14 protein-coding genes and 1 pseudogene are annotated in these 16,700 nt (G+C 36.4%); 7 read left to right on the plus strand and 8 right to left on the minus strand.

Annotated features, from left to right (window positions below; genetic code table 11):
* Positions 1-426: 426 nt before the first annotated feature.
* Positions 427-1,623: a bifunctional phosphopantothenoylcysteine decarboxylase/phosphopantothenate--cysteine ligase CoaBC gene (gene coaBC / locus CP357_RS07185; RefSeq protein WP_056945428.1), complete on the minus strand. Its 1,197-nt coding sequence runs from the start codon at positions 1,621-1,623 to the stop codon at positions 427-429.
* 446 nt (positions 1,624-2,069) lie between these two features.
* Here coaBC and CP357_RS07195 point away from each other — a divergent pair, with 446 nt between their 5' ends.
* Positions 2,070-3,254 carry an aminotransferase class I/II-fold pyridoxal phosphate-dependent enzyme gene (locus CP357_RS07195; protein ID WP_098036932.1) on the plus strand — a complete coding sequence of 395 codons (1,185 nt, stop codon included), beginning with the start codon at positions 2,070-2,072 and terminating at the stop codon, positions 3,252-3,254.
* A 55-nt stretch (positions 3,255-3,309) separates the two neighbouring features.
* Here the strand turns inward: CP357_RS07195 and aspS are convergent, their stop codons facing one another.
* The 3 genes and pseudogenes from aspS to CP357_RS07210 form a co-directional block, all read right to left on the minus strand.
* On the minus strand, positions 3,310-5,163 hold the full coding sequence (aspS, locus tag CP357_RS07200) for an aspartate--tRNA ligase (protein ID WP_025005816.1): 1,854 nt from the start codon (positions 5,161-5,163) through the stop codon (positions 3,310-3,312).
* Between the two features lie 5 nt (positions 5,164-5,168).
* Complete coding sequence (hisS, locus tag CP357_RS07205; RefSeq protein WP_098036933.1) at positions 5,169-6,455, minus strand: histidine--tRNA ligase; 1,287 nt, start codon at positions 6,453-6,455, stop codon at positions 5,169-5,171.
* 325 nt (positions 6,456-6,780) lie between these two features.
* Positions 6,781-7,904 (minus strand): annotated as a pseudogene (locus CP357_RS07210) (NAD(P)-dependent alcohol dehydrogenase).
* A gap of 769 nt (positions 7,905-8,673) precedes the next feature.
* Here CP357_RS07210 and CP357_RS07215 point away from each other — a divergent pair.
* Complete coding sequence (locus CP357_RS07215; protein WP_158227260.1) at positions 8,674-8,982, plus strand: AraC family transcriptional regulator; 309 nt, start codon at positions 8,674-8,676, stop codon at positions 8,980-8,982.
* A 64-nt stretch (positions 8,983-9,046) separates the two neighbouring features.
* On the opposite strand, the gene dtd is transcribed toward CP357_RS07215, so the two are convergent.
* Genes dtd through prmA form a run of 4 tightly spaced genes read right to left on the minus strand, consistent with a single transcriptional unit; the run spans position 9,047 to position 13,104 of the window.
* A complete protein-coding gene (dtd, locus tag CP357_RS07220; RefSeq protein ID WP_025005814.1) occupies positions 9,047-9,484 on the minus strand; it encodes a D-aminoacyl-tRNA deacylase in 438 nt (145 codons plus the stop codon).
* Entirely contained in the window at positions 9,484-11,724 is a 2,241-nt protein-coding gene (locus CP357_RS07225) for a bifunctional (p)ppGpp synthetase/guanosine-3',5'-bis(diphosphate) 3'-pyrophosphohydrolase (protein WP_098036935.1), read from the minus strand. Before CP357_RS07225 ends, dtd begins: the two co-directional genes overlap by 1 nt.
* A 14-nt stretch (positions 11,725-11,738) precedes the next feature.
* Positions 11,739-12,101 carry a hypothetical protein gene (locus CP357_RS07230; RefSeq protein ID WP_025005813.1) on the minus strand — a complete coding sequence of 121 codons (363 nt, stop codon included), beginning with the start codon at positions 12,099-12,101 and terminating at the stop codon, positions 11,739-11,741.
* 55 nt (positions 12,102-12,156) lie between these two features.
* Positions 12,157-13,104: a 50S ribosomal protein L11 methyltransferase gene (gene prmA, locus CP357_RS07235; RefSeq protein ID WP_098036936.1), complete on the minus strand. Its 948-nt coding sequence runs from the start codon at positions 13,102-13,104 to the stop codon at positions 12,157-12,159.
* A 60-nt stretch (positions 13,105-13,164) separates the two neighbouring features.
* Here prmA and CP357_RS07240 point away from each other — a divergent pair, with 60 nt between their 5' ends.
* The 5 genes from CP357_RS07240 (at position 13,165) to CP357_RS07265 (ending at position 16,640) form a co-directional block, all read left to right on the plus strand.
* Positions 13,165-13,674, plus strand: a complete 510-nt coding sequence (locus CP357_RS07240) for an aminoacyl-tRNA deacylase (RefSeq protein WP_025005811.1) — start codon at positions 13,165-13,167, stop codon at positions 13,672-13,674.
* 465 nt (positions 13,675-14,139) lie between these two features.
* On the plus strand, positions 14,140-14,634 hold the full coding sequence (locus CP357_RS10580) for a YSIRK-type signal peptide-containing protein (protein WP_233187232.1): 495 nt from the start codon (positions 14,140-14,142) through the stop codon (positions 14,632-14,634).
* Between the two features lie 34 nt (positions 14,635-14,668).
* Complete coding sequence (locus CP357_RS07255; protein ID WP_143468448.1) at positions 14,669-14,911, plus strand: hypothetical protein; 243 nt, start codon at positions 14,669-14,671, stop codon at positions 14,909-14,911.
* 539 nt (positions 14,912-15,450) lie between these two features.
* Positions 15,451-15,912 carry a hypothetical protein gene (locus CP357_RS07260; protein ID WP_025005807.1) on the plus strand — a complete coding sequence of 154 codons (462 nt, stop codon included), beginning with the start codon at positions 15,451-15,453 and terminating at the stop codon, positions 15,910-15,912.
* Positions 15,909-16,640 (plus strand): LPXTG cell wall anchor domain-containing protein, encoded by a 732-nt coding sequence (locus CP357_RS07265; protein WP_098036938.1) that lies wholly within the window; start codon positions 15,909-15,911, stop codon positions 16,638-16,640. The genes CP357_RS07260 and CP357_RS07265 overlap by 4 nt, the downstream gene beginning before the upstream one ends.
* Positions 16,641-16,700: the final 60 nt, after the last annotated feature.

Here is a 16,700-nt window from a genome sequence, read left to right on the forward strand (position 1 = left end):
GTTCAAACCAATCATACGAGAAAGGAACTCCTTTTTCTAATGTTTAAAGAAATAAATTTAAGGAATCATTCATCCTTACACAAACTATTTTACAGTCTCCATCTTTTTCTTCAGCTTAAACAAATAATAAAGCAACTATTATAGCTTTATTATTTGTTTAGCTAAAGTATATATAATATACAAATATAGTTATAAAAAAAGAAAGAGCTGATTTACGTTTCATCAACTCTTTCTCTTCAGTCTCTTAATTCCCACAACCTATAATACTATTTTTAAATATTTAAACAATCTAGTAAATTAAGATGTTATTTTTGAGATATTATTTTTACCAGCTAAAAAGTAGGCATCTAAAGCACTTGCGCATAATTTCATGCGTTATTTTACAAAAGTGTTACATTATCCTTCAAAATAATGTGTATATGAATATTATTTGAGCTTATCGGCGATCTTTTTTATTAAACCCTTCGCAATTGCCTGCTTAGACATCAATGGCCATTTATCTATCCTTGTATTGTTTTGCTCTAAAATAACGACTTGGTCTTGATCATTACCAAAAACATTCTTCGAAACATCATTGGCTACAATCATATCTGCACCCTTACTCATTAATTTCTTTTGTGCGTTTTTAAGTAAATCATTCGTTTCCGCTGCAAAGCCAACTACTACTTGATTTGCCTTTTTATGACGCGCGACTTCACGCAAAATATCCTTAGTTTTTACTAGAGTTAAAGATAAAGTATTTTGCTCAGGATCTTTCTTTAATTTATGGTCGGCCACCTTTGCCATTCGCCAATCTGCTACCGCTGCAGCCATAACCAAAGCATCCCCCTGCTCAAATTCTCTCTTCACTGCAGTTAACATCTCTTCACTACTTGCTGCATGAATCAATTCAATATTGCCTGCCTTAGGTAGTTCAACTGAAACATTGCCATAAATCAACTTTACTTGTGCACCAGCATCTGCTGCTTCTTGGGCTATAGCAATCCCCATTTTTCCACTTGAACGATTGCCAATAAAACGAACTGGATCGATTGCCTCTTGTGTTCCACCAGCTGTTACTATGACTGTTTTATTTTTCAGGATCTTATTTTGATTCAAGATATTCTCTACCCAAGCTGTAATTTCTTCAGGTTCAGGCATTCTGCCTTTAGCAACATAACCTTCAGCAAGCATCCCTGTGGCTGGTTCCATTACATGAACGCCATCTCTTTTTAAAAGTGATACATTGCGCTTGGTTGCAGGATTATTCCACATTTGATCATTCATAGCAGGCACAACTAATTTAGGTGCTTTTGTTGCCAAAATAGTTGTACTAGCTGCATCATCTGCAATTCCATTAGCCATTTTACTGATAAAGTTTGCTGTTGCAGGGACAACCAAAGCTAATTGACTCCAACGCGCTAAGTGCACATGAGGAATGCTAGCCTCATTTTCTTTTTCCCATAAATCATCTAAAACCGGATATTTTGTTAAAGCTGCCAAAGTATTAGTCGTTACAAAATGCTCTGCATTTTTGGTCATCACTACCCAAACATCATGCCCTTGTTTTTCTAAATTACGAACGACTTGAACAGCTTTATAAGCCGCAATTCCGCCTGTTAAATAAACTGTTATTCGTGTCATTTCTTTTGTTCCTCTTCTAAAATCATTCGTTTTCATTTTATCTCATTCCAGAAAATAGTAGAATAATTTATAGGGGTTAGATTTTGGAGGATAAAATAAAAAAGTGAGATTCATAGCAAAGATAATAGTTTCTTGTCTATTATTGATTACCCTTTCATCCTGTAGTTTTAATAAACAAGCAACTTCATATCCCAAGGTTAAAACAATTAAAGTAGTTGACGAACCGATTTTTCTTAAAAAGCCTCAAATTAGCAAAATGATTCCTTATTCACCATTAAGATTAAAAGATTTATCTACCAAAAAAACGATCTATATTAATCCAAACCAAATTTTGGAGCATTCAAAGAAATGACTAGGTTCATTTCTTTTTTAATTTGCATATAAAAAGGTTGTCATATATAAATTGGTCCTATAAAATTTAAGTAATACAGAAAGGAACTTCATATATGCCAAATTTATCTAATGATTTAAATTCAATTATTAACAAAAGACTTAATAATTTATCTGCTTCAAAAATTCGGGCATTTGATCAAAAGGTTTCAGGTATCCCTAGTATTATCAAATTAACTATCGGTGAGCCTGACCTTGCTACACCTGAACATGTTAAGCAAGCGGCCATCGCTGATATTCAAGCTGATGATTCGCACTATGCTCCTCAAGCCGGAAAGCCGGAACTTCTTGACGCCATCAGCAACTATCTTGACCGTTCAATCGGTGTTCATTATGATCCAAAAAGCGAAATTTGCGTTACTGTCGGAGCTACTGGTGCTTTAAACGATGTATTTATGACCTTGTTAAATCCTGGTGATAAGATTTTAGTACCTACTCCTGTATGGGCATTATATTTCCAATTAATTAAGATGACTGGTGCAATCCCTGTTCAGATTGATACTAAGAAAGATGGCTTTATTTTAACCCCTGAACATTTGCGTCATGTTTTAGAGGGTCGTGGTAAAGGCGCAAAAGCAATCATCTTAACTGATCCATCTAATCCAACCGGCCGTGTTTACCCAGCAGAGACATTGAAGGCTTTAGCTGAAGTTATTAAAGAATATAAGATCTTCTCTGTCACTGATGAAATCTACGCTGAATTAGTTTACGGCAATGCAGAACACCATTCACTTTCAGAATATATTCCTGAGCACAACATCCTTATTTCAGGTTTATCTAAGGCATATGCAATGACTGGTTGGCGTTTAGGTTATATTGCTGGTCCAAAGCAAATCATGCAAAGCATTCGCAAAATCAATGCCTTTTTAGTAACCTCAGTAACAGACAATGTTCAAATGGCCGCTGTAGAAGCTTTAAATAATGGCCAAGATAATCCAATTCAATCACGCAAGATTTATGAAAGTCGCTTGCAATTTATGCAAACTGGTTTGGAGAAGTTAGGCTTTGAAATGGCCACTCCACAGGGTGCATTTTACATCTTTGCCAAGATTCCTGAAAAATATGGTACTGATGATGAAACCTTTGCATATGAATTAGCTCAAAAAGCAAAAGTTGGTGTTACCCCTGGCCGTTACTTTGGTAAAGGTGGCGAGGGATACGTTCGACTTTCCTACGCTTCATCAACTGAGCAATTACAAGAAAGTCTTCGTCGAATTACTAACTTTGTTAATAACTTATAAATCCATACTAAAAAAGAGCGATCCAACGATCGCTCTTTTTTATTTGTCTTTTATTCTACTTATTCCAAGTTGAGTTTTCTTTAGCATCTTCAGCGGCTAAATCTTCAAGACGCTTTTCAGCTGCCTTGACACTATCTTCATACTTAGCTTCAACTTCAATACCCAAGTCATTCAATTGTTGATCTGCAACTGGAGCTGGAGCGTGCATCATAGGTTCTGAAGCACTAGCATTCTTAGGGAATGCCAATACGTCACGGATGTTGTCCTTATCAGCAAGCATCATAGCGAATCTGTCAAGACCGATTGCCAAACCTGCGTGAGGTGGGAAGCCCATGTCTAAGGCGTCAAGCAAGTAACCGAATTGTTCATAAGCACGCTTTTCAGTAAAGCCTAATGCCTTGAACATGTTTTCTTGGATTGAACGCTTGTGGATACGGATTGATCCACCACCCATTTCGTCACCGTTCATTACGATATCGTAACTACGAGCATGTGCCTTGTGTGGTTCAGTAGTCAAAAGTTCTACGCCCTTGTCGTCTGGCATAGTGAATGGGTGGTGAGCTGCTACCCAACGACCAAGACCTTCATCGTATTCGAATAATGGCCAGTCAACAACCCAAACAAAGTCGTAAACGCCCTTTGGAATAATGCCAGTTTCCTTAGCAAATTCACGACGAAGGTGGTTCAAACTGTCACAGCAGACCTTCCACTTATCAGCGATGAATACAACTAATTCTCCGCCTTCAAGATCGAATTCTTTCTTCAAAGCTTCCTTGTTTTCGTCAGTTAAGAAACGAGCAACAGGACCTGAGAATTCGCCACCTTCAAACTTAACCCAAGCTAAGCCCTTTGCATGGAAACGCTTGATGAATTCTGCCTTTTGGTCGATTTTCTTACGTGAGTATTCCTTAGCACCATTCTTAACAGCGATACCCTTAACAAAACCGCCATCAGTGATTGCACCTGAGAAGACTTTGAAGTCGCTGTCCTTAAAGATTGGGCTCAAGTCATGAATAAGCATACCGTAACGAGTATCAGGCTTATCACAACCGTACTTGTTCATTGAATCGGTCCATGAAATACGCTTAATTGGAGTCTTAAGGTCGATGCCCTTAACGTCCTTCATAATCTTCTTCAAAAGACCTTCAGTGTAACCTTGAATAGTTTCTTCGTCTGCAAATGACATTTCCATATCGATTTGAGTAAATTCTGGTTGACGGTCACCACGAAGGTCTTCGTCACGGAAACAACGAGCCAATTGGTAGTACTTGTCAAAGCCAGCACCCATGAGCAATTGCTTGAACAATTGTGGTGATTGTGGAAGTGCGTAGAAGCTACCTGGGTAAATTCTTGATGGAACTAAGTAGTCACGCGCACCTTCTGGAGATGACTTACCTAAAATTGGAGTTTCAATATCGATAAAGCCATTTTCATCAAAGAATTCGTGAGTAGCACGCAAAATTTTTGAACGTAAGATAATAGCTTGTTGAACTTCTGGACGACGAAGGTCAAGGTAACGATACTTCAATCTAGTTTGTTCTGAAATTTCAACGCCATTCTTAATTTCAAATGGAGGGTTCTTAGCCTTGTTCAAAACAATAATATCAGTTGCGTCAACTTCAACTTGACCAGTCTTCATGTCAGGATTTACTTCTGAACGCTTAACTACCTTACCCTTAACTTGAAGTACGTATTCATTACCAAGTGAGTCTGCAATGTCCATTAACTTCTTACCAGAGTCCTTGTTAACAACGATTTGTACGATACCTGCACGGTCACGTAAATCGATAAATACCAAGTTACCAAGGTTACGTACACGTTGTACCCAACCATAAAGGTTTACATTTTCACCAATATATTTTTCAGTAATATTGCCACAATAATCTGTTCTTTTTTCGATTTTTTCCATTATTACTAGTCCTTTAATTCTTTCATTACTTTATTCATATCATTAATATCTTCAAGGCTAAGATCAATGGTCTTACCGTCAGCTAAACGCTTAACATTCAAGATGCCATTTTCAAGTTCTTTTTCACCTAAAGTGATTACATACTTGGCACCTTCACGGTCAGCCTTCTTGAATTGGCCCTTAAGCTTCTTCTGGTTAACATCAAAATCAGCTTCAAAGCCTTGCTTACGCAAGCTTCTAGCAATTTCGATAGCCTTTTGAGCAGTGCCATCACCGATATTAGTAATGAAGAAATCAATGCCTTTATTTTCAAACAAAGCTGGATTTTGCTTTTCAAGAACAAGCATTAATCTTTCTTCACCAATACCAAAACCTACAGCTGGAGTTTGTGGACCATTGAATTCTTCAACCAAATGATCGTAACGACCACCACCCAAAATGGTAGTTGCTGATTCCCAAAGACTCTTATCTTCAACCATGAACTCGAAAATAACGCCAGTGTAATAATCAAGACCACGAACCAAATCATCATCAATCACATAATCAATACCTAATTGATCAAGCATCTTCAAGATTGATTCAAAGTTAGCCTTAGAATTATCATCCAAGAAATCACGAATCTTAGGTGCATCTGGTAAGAACTTCTTATCACGATCATCCTTAGAATCCAAGATACGAAGAGGATTATCACGTAATCTTCTTTGAGAATCTTCAGATAATTCATCCTTAACTGGAGTGAAGTAATTTACTAATGCATCGTGATAATCTTTACGAACTTGCTCATTTCCCAAAGTATTAATATGCAATTGGTAGTTCTTAACGCCAAGTTCAGCCAATAAATCGTGACCCATCATGATAGTTTGAACATCAGCTAATGGGTTGCTTGAACCAAAGCTTTCCACACCAATTTGGTGGAATTCACGTTGACGACCAGCTTGAGGCCTTTCATATCTGAAAGTTGATTCCATGTAGAAAACGTTAAATGGCTTAACAACTTCAGGTGCATACATCTTATCTTCAACGTACGCACGTACTACACCAGCAGTTCCTTCAGGGCGAAGTGCAATATGACGACCACCTTTATCGTTAAAATCGTACATTTGCTTTTCTACGATTTCTGAACTATCACCACTTGAACGAGAAAAAATCTCATAGTTTTCAAAACTTGGTGTACGAATCTCGCGATAATTTGCACGATTGAAAAAGTTTCTAGCAGTTTCTTCGACTTTTTGCCATGAACCAGATTGTTCAGGCAAGATGTCCACTGTACCTTTTGGTTTTTGTACTCTCATTTAATCATCCTTTGTATATTTTGATATCCTGTTAAAAAATAAAAAAGCACCCTTGAAATAAATCAAGGGCGCTTAGATTAGCACGGTACCACCTTATTGGTTACTACGATTAACGCTCGCAAAACGATCCATTATCTGGTAAAGGTGTCACAGACTGCGATCTATCTGCTCTTTCACCAACACAAGCAGTCTCTTTCAATAGATCATTGCTAATCTTCATTCTTTGTCATCGATAATTCTTTTATAGCTTATATTTTTTAGTGCAATAAGTCAACCCATACAGCTGATTTTTACACTGGCAATTATCGATAACTTTTATGACAATTTATTTTTCAGGCTTATAGTCTTTATCAATGATCAAAACAGGCTTGATAGTCTTGCCTGATACTGAATCACCATCGGCAGTACTAATATCTTCAAAGTCATAGAACCTCTCAGTCTTTTCATAATCAAACATGCCAAGCTTATTGAATTTAAGCAATCTTGGAACATCGATTTGGGGAATTGCATCCCCCATGTTGATACCAACAACCTTACGGTCACTTGTGCAAAGATCATTCCAGGTTGAGAATTCAATGTTGTGTGGAGTAACAGCAATCGCAGCTTCATTACTACCTTGTGCAAGTGAATCAATTCCTTGCTTCATAACTGCTGGCAAACCAGTAGTATCAACGGTGTAGTCTACACCATAGCCATCAGTTAATTCCTTAATCTTTTCTACAGGATCTTCTTCTTTAGAGTTAATAGCAGCAGTTGCACCTAATTCTTTGGCTAATTCCAAACGTGAAGGCACGATATCCACTGCAATTACTCTAGTACAGCCAGAAATTCTACCAGCCATCATAGCTGCAAGACCTACGGCACCAGTACCAAAGACAGCAATTGTTTGACCTGGACGAGGCTTCAAAGTATTGAAAACAGTACCTGAACCGGTAATGTAACCACAACCTAAAGGACCGGCCTTGCGAAGGTCAACATCGTCATCAACCTTAACGCAGTTTCTTTGGTTAGTAACCGTAGTAGTGGTAAATGATGATTGATTGAACATGTCTGAAATATGTTTGCCATTTTCTTGGAATTGGTCATCACCGTCAAAACGAGTGCCTGATAAGTTATATTTAGCATAATTACGACATTGAGTTGGAGAATACCTTCAAGACACTTATCACAAAGACCATCTGCGTAGAAGGCCATTACTACGTGGTCACCTGGTTTTAAGTTTTGCAATTCAGAACCAACTTTTTCAACAATTCCGGCACCTTCGTGACCTAGAATTACAGGATAGCCAAGTGAAGCATCACCTTTTCTAATGGCTTCGTCTGAGTGACAAATACCACTGGCAACCATATGAACTTGGACATCTGTTGGACCAACATCATGTAGTTCAATATCATCTTTGATTACAAAAGGATCGCCCATTTTTTCTACAACAGCTGCTTTAATTTTCATAATTTTTGCCTCTTAATTCTATTTAATAGTCATTTATTAATTTCGATTTCTGAATTAGAGATTTCGAATCAAACCTTACAAGCTTATTTATACCCAAAATTGACATCGCTTACAATAACAAATATACTAACAATCAGTAACAGAATGATAGGTGCCTATATGAATGAAGATTTAATACACGAATTTTTAGCCTTAAATAAAACGGAAGCGTTGCAAAAAAAGATCATAAATTTATTCCTGATTATGGTCAAAAATCAATTGTAAAAAATAGCGATAACAAAGATCGTATCCCCATTTTTACGCCTGATTTTTTAGAAATTAATTATTGCTCTCATGAAATAGTTGGCAGCCATCCGGTAACTCTATCTCAAGGAGATATTTTAGTAATCGATGTAGGTACGCCTCATTCAATCAAAGCTTTAGCAGATAACGACATTTTAATTAATATTTTGCTTAGAAATAAAATTGATTCTTCTTTAGGAAAGATCATAAATTCTAGCAAAAATGCCAATATTCACTCCAAATTTTTATTATCTAATGACCAATTTAATAAGTACCTTATTTATCGCTCCACTCAAACTGAGTCTCAGCTTCAAAATCTTGCGGATTTAATCATCGAAGAATATTTCCAACCAGGAGAATTTTCAGACGATCTTCAGACGATCTAATCAAGAGTTATCTCGATAGTTTCCTCATCCCTCTTTCACGAAACACCAGCCTATATTCTGGAACAATGATCGGCAAAAACATTTCACATTTAGTCTCAGATATGATTAAGGAAATCACGCAAAACTATCAAAATATTTCCCTGAATAATTTAGCTAGACAAACAAACCATAATCGCTCTTACCTAGGTTCCACTTTTAAAAAAGAAACCGGCATTTCATTCTCTAAGGCTTTAACTGACCAGCGTTTACTCGTTGCATATAATTTGATTAATATTAGCAATAAAACCATTTTAACGATCAGCCATGAAGTAGGAATTAGTAATCAAACTTTCTTCTACAAAAAATTCCAAGAGAAGTTTGGTCAAACTCCAAACAATATTAGAAAAAAGAAAAAGCAGCTGCATTATTAAAAAAAGGATTGATTTATTCCGTTTAACACCGAAATAATCAATCCTTTTATATTATTTATTTTTACTAAAGATCTAGCACAATGGTGAATGGCCCATCATTCTCAAGTTCAACTTGCATGTCTGCTCCAAATTCACCGGTCTCAACATGAAAGCCATCAGCTTCAAGCTCTTTATTGAAATCTTCCCACAATTCCTTAGACTTAGGTGGACGCATAGCATCGACAAAGCTAGGACGGTTACCCTTCTTAGTGTTAGCCATTAGCGTAAATTGACTAACACTCAAAATTTCACCGCCAACATCTTTCAAAGATAAATTAGTCTTACCATTTTCATCTTCAAAAATACGCATCTTGGCAATCTTATCAGCTGCTTTTTTCACAACTGGAAGTTCATCCCCATTTTTGATGCCGACTAATAACATAAAACCCTTGCCAATTTTACCAACGGTTTTACCGTCGATATTTACTTGAGCATGGTTAACTCTCTGAATTACAACTCGCATTAATTATCTGACCTCTTAGTTTCATAAACATCTGGAATATCACGCAACTTGCTTAAAATCTCATCAAGCTGCTGTGAATTCTTAACTGCAACTGTCACATACATATGAGTAATGTTGTCTTCATTAACCTTACCTGAAATATTATTAATATTCTTAGTAAGTGAATTCAACTTATTAATTACATCACTGAGCAAGTTAGAACGATTGTAGCCAAAGACTTCGATATTCGCATTAAATGATTGAACGCTGTTTTCTTCAACATTCTCCCATTCAACATCAATTAAACGGCCTTGCTCTTCTGCTTCCTTAGTAATATTTCTACAATCGGTTCTATGGATAGTCACTCCGCGGCCTTTAGTAACATAACCGATGATCTTGTCACCAGGAACAGGGTTACAACATTTAGCTAAATGAAGCATCAAATCACTAACGCCTTGAATCATGACGCCATTCTTATGCTTGACCTTCATTGTAGAACTAGAGTTTTTCTTTGGTTGCTCATCTTGAATAGACTGCTGACCAGAATTAAGGATCTTTTCTTCTAATTCTTTTTGCTTTTGCTTTTCGTCTTCACGACGTAAGTCAACGGTCAAACGGTTAACAACGGCTTGAGCTGATAAATCACCAAAACCAACTGCAGCATACAATTCTTCCTCAGTATGGTAGTTAAAGTGATCCAACAATTTTTCAACGTGCTCTTTATCCATGAAGTCTTTAGGAGCAAGTCCTTCTTCACGAATCATATTAGCTACCATTTGTTCACCGTGAGTGGTGCTTTCTTCACGGTCTTGGCCTCTGAAGTAACGACGGATCTTGTTACGTGCTCTTGAGGTCTTAACCATATCGGCCCAGTCACGTGAAGGAGTGGCATTAGTTTGCGTCATAATTTCAATGACGTCACCGTTTCTCAACTTGTAGTCAAGTGGAACCAACTTGTTATTTACTTTGGCACCAACCGCATGGCTACCTACTTGGGTGTGAATTGCGTATGCAAAGTCCAAAGTTACAGAACCCTTTGGCAATTCGTAAACTTCACCCTTTGGTGTGAAGACGTAAACACGGTCAGAGAAGATATCACTCTTAACTGACTTCATGAATTCGCCGGCATCTTTAGTTTCATCCTTCAATTCAAGAATTTCACGAACCATGTCTAGCTTTTCACCAGAAGAGCTTTCTTGCACACCAGTGAAGTTACCACGTTTGTATGCCCAGTGTGCGGCAACACCGTATTCAGCAACCTCATGCATTTGTTCAGTTCTAATCTGAATTTCTAGTGGACGACCGCCAGGTCCAATGATAGTTGTATGCAAGGATTGATAGCCGTTAACCTTTGGCATAGCAATATAATCTTTAAAACGCCCGGGCATTGGCTTCCATTCTGTATGCACAGCACCTAAAACAGCATAACAATCACGGACATTTTTCACAATTACTCGGACAGCAAGCAAATCGTAGATTTCATCAAAATCCTTATGCTTATTAACCATCTTTTTATAAATGGAGTAAATATGCTTAGGACGACCATAGATTTCATACTTAATGCCTAATTCATCCAAGGTCTTTCTCAGAGTCTTAATGGTATCAGCGATATACTTTTCTCTTTGACTTCTTTTAACATCCATTAAGTTAACGATGCGGTAGTAAGCCTCAGGATTTAAGTAGTGGAAACTCATATCTTCCAATTCCCACTTGATAGTACCAATACCTAATCTATCAGCTAGTGGTGCATAGATATCCATTGTTTCTGAAGCGATCCGGCGTTGCTTATCAGGACGCAAATGTTGCAAAGTATGCATATTATGCAAACGATCGGCCAACTTAACCATGATTACTCTCAAATCTTTAGCCATCGCAATTAACATTTTACGGTGATTTTCTGCTAAAAATTCTTGGTGAGACTTGTACTCATATTTGTTTAATTTGGTTACACCATCAACAATAAAAGCAACGTCTTCGCCAAATTTTTCCTTTAATTCATCATTGGTAACCGGTGTATCCTCAACAGTATCATGCAAAAAACCTGCAGCAATTGTATCCGGATCTAGGCCAAGCGTAGCCAAAGTTCCTGCAACTTGCGTTGGGTGAATAATATAAGGTTGTCCGGATGCCCGTTTTTGGCCAGCATGTGCTTTATTTGCAAATTCATATGCCTTCTCTACAAAAGCAACCTGATCATTATTCATATACTTTTTACAAGTATCAATCACTTGATCATGCGTCATTTCAATGTATTTAGACATTCTGGTCATCCCTTCTAACGGTAAATATTTTTATTCATTAAGCCAAAGGCTTCAATTATTAGATAAATCAAGCCAAACATTAAATTATATAAAGCAAATTTAGGCAGAATTGCTAAGCAAAAAATGATCGGCAACAATAAAAGCCACCATTTTTTAAGCTTTAATTTCAAGATTAAATTACCAACATGATAAGCGATCAAACTATTAATTATCATAAATAATATTCCCTCACGCCAAACAATTGACACGTGAAGAAGACTTGAAATGTAAGGCAAGATTGCCACTAAAATACTCCACCAGATAAGCGGCATCCATTGATAGGTGTTTAATTTTTTGATTATCGGAATGTTCTTAATTTTATCCCCTATTTTTCTCATTAAAAATTCGTGCCTCTCATCAAAGTTTAATTTAATTGATAATATTTTACCACGATTATTTTTCTTTTCTAGTGATAGCAAGTCCAACCCAACGACCTTGCTTCATGGTAAGATCAATCTTAAAACCATTTTCATCTAATGCTTTTTCAATCTTAGGCAATTGTAAGTAATCAATTCCTGAGAAGATAACCTGTCCACCTTCATTTAAGTGAGCATCCATTTGCGGAATAAGTTCAAGTAAAATTTCAGCTAAAATATTAGCCACGATAATATCAAATTTTCCATTTACATCTGCTAATAAGCTAGTTTTTTGAACACGAATATTTTTAATATCATTTAAAGCTGAGTTTTGTTCTGTGGCGGTCATTGATTCATCAGAAATATCAGTAGCTAAAATGTCTGTTGCACCAAGTTTTGAAGCAGCGATTGCCAGGATACCTGAACCAGTACCTACATCAACTACGCTAATTGGCTTCTTAACGATTGCGCGTTCAAGCCCCATCATTGCTAATTGAGTAGTCTTGTGATTACCGGTACCAAAGGCCAAACCTGGATCAAGCTTAATTAATTGTTGATCCTTAAAGGCAGGCTTATAGTCTTCCCATTTAGGCACAATAGCCAAGTGACGAGAGAAGTTGATCACATGGTAGTACTTTTGCCAAGCCGTGTTCCAATCTTGGTCTTCAATATAAGAGGTAGTAATTTTGGCATCCCCAATATTAAGACCATAGCCCTTAAGTTCTTGCATCTTTTCTTGGAACTTTTTAACCAATTCATCTTTATCTGCTTCTTCATCAAAGTATGCGTAGAAATAAGTATCTTTAGGCAAATCCTTGATATCGTCCATATCAACAACAGTTGAATCATGTAGCCAGCCAGCTTGTTCAAAATCGCTGCGGTTTCTAGATTCAACGCCTAAGGCATTCAAATTATCCATAGCATAAATGCTTAAAGCATCTTCTACTTCTTGACTAGTATCGATTTTAATAATTAATAATTTCATTATAGTAATCTCCTTTTGGGATTTTCTTTGTACAATGCTATCATGATAAAGGTGATAAATATGTCAAAGAAAAAGAATAAAAAAAACAAACTTGAAAAAACTTTAGTTGAAAAGATCTTAGATCAAAATAAGATCAAATATCGTCAAGCTTCATTTGCAGTCACCAAAGATAAAGGTGGCGTTGCACAGATGGACACTTCTATTCTAGAAGACAAAGAGCATTTAGTCTACAAAACGTTAGTCTGTGAAGGAAATAAAACTGGTCCATTAGTTGGTGTTGTTCCAATTACAGAGCACTTAAGCATGAAAAAATTAGCCAAAGTTTCTGGCAACAAAAAGTGTGAAATGCTTCCTTTGAAGAAATTAGCTAAAACTACTGGCTATATTCATGGAGCTAATACGCCAATTGGCATTTACTTCAAAGAAAAACTACCTATTTATCTAGATGATTCTATGAAAGGCAACGAAGAAATTGCCGTTTCAAGTGGTGAATTAGGTAGAAGCGTTTTCTTAAATCCTGAAGACTTGGCAAGATTCTGTCATGCACCTTTTGTCGATTTAAAAGAATAAAAGCGTTTTCAAATAATTGAGTCATCATCTTCTTTTTATGTTAAACTATTCATGTACCACATATAGAAACATGACAGATATAGAAGAAGATGACTGAATTGAATATATTATTAGGAATTGTTGGTTTTACAGTTGCTATGCTTGCTGCATTTGTTGTTACAGCAGTGGCGATTTCAAATTAACCAAAAATAAAATTGATAACATATTACTGATATAAAAAGAGCAGCTTGATGTTGCTCTTTTTGTTTGTTCTCTGTTATTAAACAAAAGTAATTTTCCTAATACCATTTTCTTATAGTGAGCCGAATCGCTTTTTACAGATTATTAGTTTTACAAAAGAATTACAATTATTGAGTATCATTGTTATTTTTTGTGCTAAGCTAAAAGTGTTAAAGCTGATAATAAACGTTATATAACTTTTAATATCTAATCTTTCAAATTTCTAAAATACAAGGAGTTTAAGGAATGAAACATAAAAATGATTTAAGCTTCAACGCTAAACTTAACGGTAAGCAAAAATTTGGTTTTAGAAAATTATCTGTTGGTTTAGCTGCTGTTGCTCTCGGCACTACCTTTTTCTTAAGTAATGGTCAACTTGTTCATGCTGATGTTGAAAATAATACTCAAACTTCAGAGGCAAAAACTGAAGAAGTTGATAGTCAATCTCAATCAACTCCAAATCAAGATGAACATGTAGAAAAAGTTGATCAACCTAGTCAGTCTCAACAAGTAAAGGAAGAAAATAATTCTACTGCAGCTAATGAACAAACTGCTGCAAGTAAAAATGATGAAGCAACTGCTACTTTAAAGATTAAAAAACAGCCTTCATTAACTGATCCTAAATTATTAGCAGAAAATAAAACTCAAAGGAATTTAGATAATTCTACTAAGGTAGAGACTATTTATGATACTTCAACTGAAGACCAACAAAAGCACTCTGTCATCGGTGGTCAAGGTTAGGTCAAAGTTGAAGTTACTAGTCCTGAATTTCAAGATGTTAAAAAAGGGGGATAAATATTCCGTACAATTTGGATCAGTTCAAAACTTTAACTATGATCAAACACCGCTTGCTGATGATTCATCATCTAAATTTGAAATATCAAATAAAGGAAAAGGTCTTTTCGAATTAACTGCAAAAAATAATTATGATCATGGCAAGTTTGACACAACTGCATCTGTTATGCCTAAAGAAATAGTTACAGAAAAACAGAAAAACAAGCACAAACTGCTACTGTAAATGAAGTAATCAAAGGCTACTACGAAATTGGTCCTAAAGCTCAAAACTTTACAGGCATCAGTGATCCTAATGCGGTAGTTCCAGCAAATGCTGAAACAGCATCCCCTAACTACACAGCTTCAGTTTCATATACCAGAACAAGAACCATTGATTTAGTTGAGGATCCTAACGGCACTTCTACTAAATGGTCAGATTGGTCAGTCCAAGACAATCAATCCTTCCCTGCTATCTCATATGATAACGGTATTATTAAGAATCAAATTTCTGATAACTATTACCTGAACAAGAATGGTGTAGTACATATTATTGGTACTGAGGATGGATTTAAAGTTACTGCTGATTCTAATGGTATTTCAGCAATTACCCCATCTTCTGATTTCTTAAGCAGTTTAGTTGCTAAAAACAATAATCAAGGTTCTGCTCAAATCAACGTTTGGATACCTTATACTCTTCATGAAAACATCACTGTTCATTATATTGATGAAGACACTAATGCTGAAATCACCCATAATTCTAATAATAAAGTCGATGCTTCTAAATTGGCTGATCCTCAAAATTATCAAAACGGCATCCCTAATACAACTGTTACAAATCGAACTCAATCAGTTATCGGATACTTAAAAGGATTAGGGTATCAATTTGATAAAGAGGCTACTGAGGGGCAACAATCTAATCATGTAAAATCATTAGGCAATGAGTTCACTTTTAACCTCAGCGAGAAAAACTTTAAAGGTAACAACGGTGTGAATGCATGGAATAGCAAAGATTTGTCCTTTGACAACACAGAGAATCCAAACGATCAGAATTATTACGTTTACCTTTACCATGCAGTTCGCACTGATCACCAATATAAGTCAGTCAAAGAACGCGTATCTTACTACTACGAAAATGGTCCAAAGCAAGGTCAACCTGTTCCAGATCGTTTCCAACCTAAAGACTATGATCTTTACTTTGTTCGAACCCAAGATGTTGATCTGGTTACCGGTGCCAAAAAGGATTGACTAATTGGTCACTTGATGCTAAGAAGACTAGCACTAATAACAATGGTCTTTCGTTCAAAGCAATTACATTTAAAGATCTTTACCAAGAATTAGATGATGGTTATACCATTGATCCTAATGGTAAATTTATCATTACTGATAACACTGGTAAGCATGAAAGTGAACAAGCTCTAATTGTCAAAGGCGAAAATGGTAAAATCAAAGTAATTCCATTTACTAATGATGAAATCACCAACTTACCAGAAAATGGCGTAATTGGTATTCAAGTTCCATATGCTGTAGTTATCCCTACTCCAGGACCAGAACCTAAACCAGAGCCCAAGTCACAACCTAAGAAGCCCGAACCTAAGCCAACTCCAGAACCAGATAAGCCTGTAACTCCTACTCCAACTAAAACGCCTAAACACAAGAAACGTACTCCAAAGAAGAATCACTCATGGAGTTCTAACCATAATCCAAATGGTGAAAATTTAGACCACAACAAGAAGAGAGACTACAGCTTTAACTACGTTCCAAAGGGCGAAGACTACAACCACAATATTGGACCAAAGGGTCAGAATATCCCTACTAACCAAAGTTTGACCTCTTCAAAAGCAGACCATAACTCTGCTTCCACCAACACTCTTCCAGAAACTGGTGAAAAGAAGTCTAACTTAGGCGTAATTGGATTAAGCTTAGCAGCTGTAGCTGGTTTAATGGGACTTGCTATTAAAAAGCGCAAGGATTAAATAAATAGAGTAGAGGGAGTTTAATTCTCGCCCCTCTCATTGCACCGGACGTACGGTTCC

It is taken from the genome of Lactobacillus sp. UMNPBX6 (assembly GCF_002553975.1).
GTDB lineage: Bacteria > Bacillota > Bacilli > Lactobacillales > Lactobacillaceae > Lactobacillus > Lactobacillus gallinarum.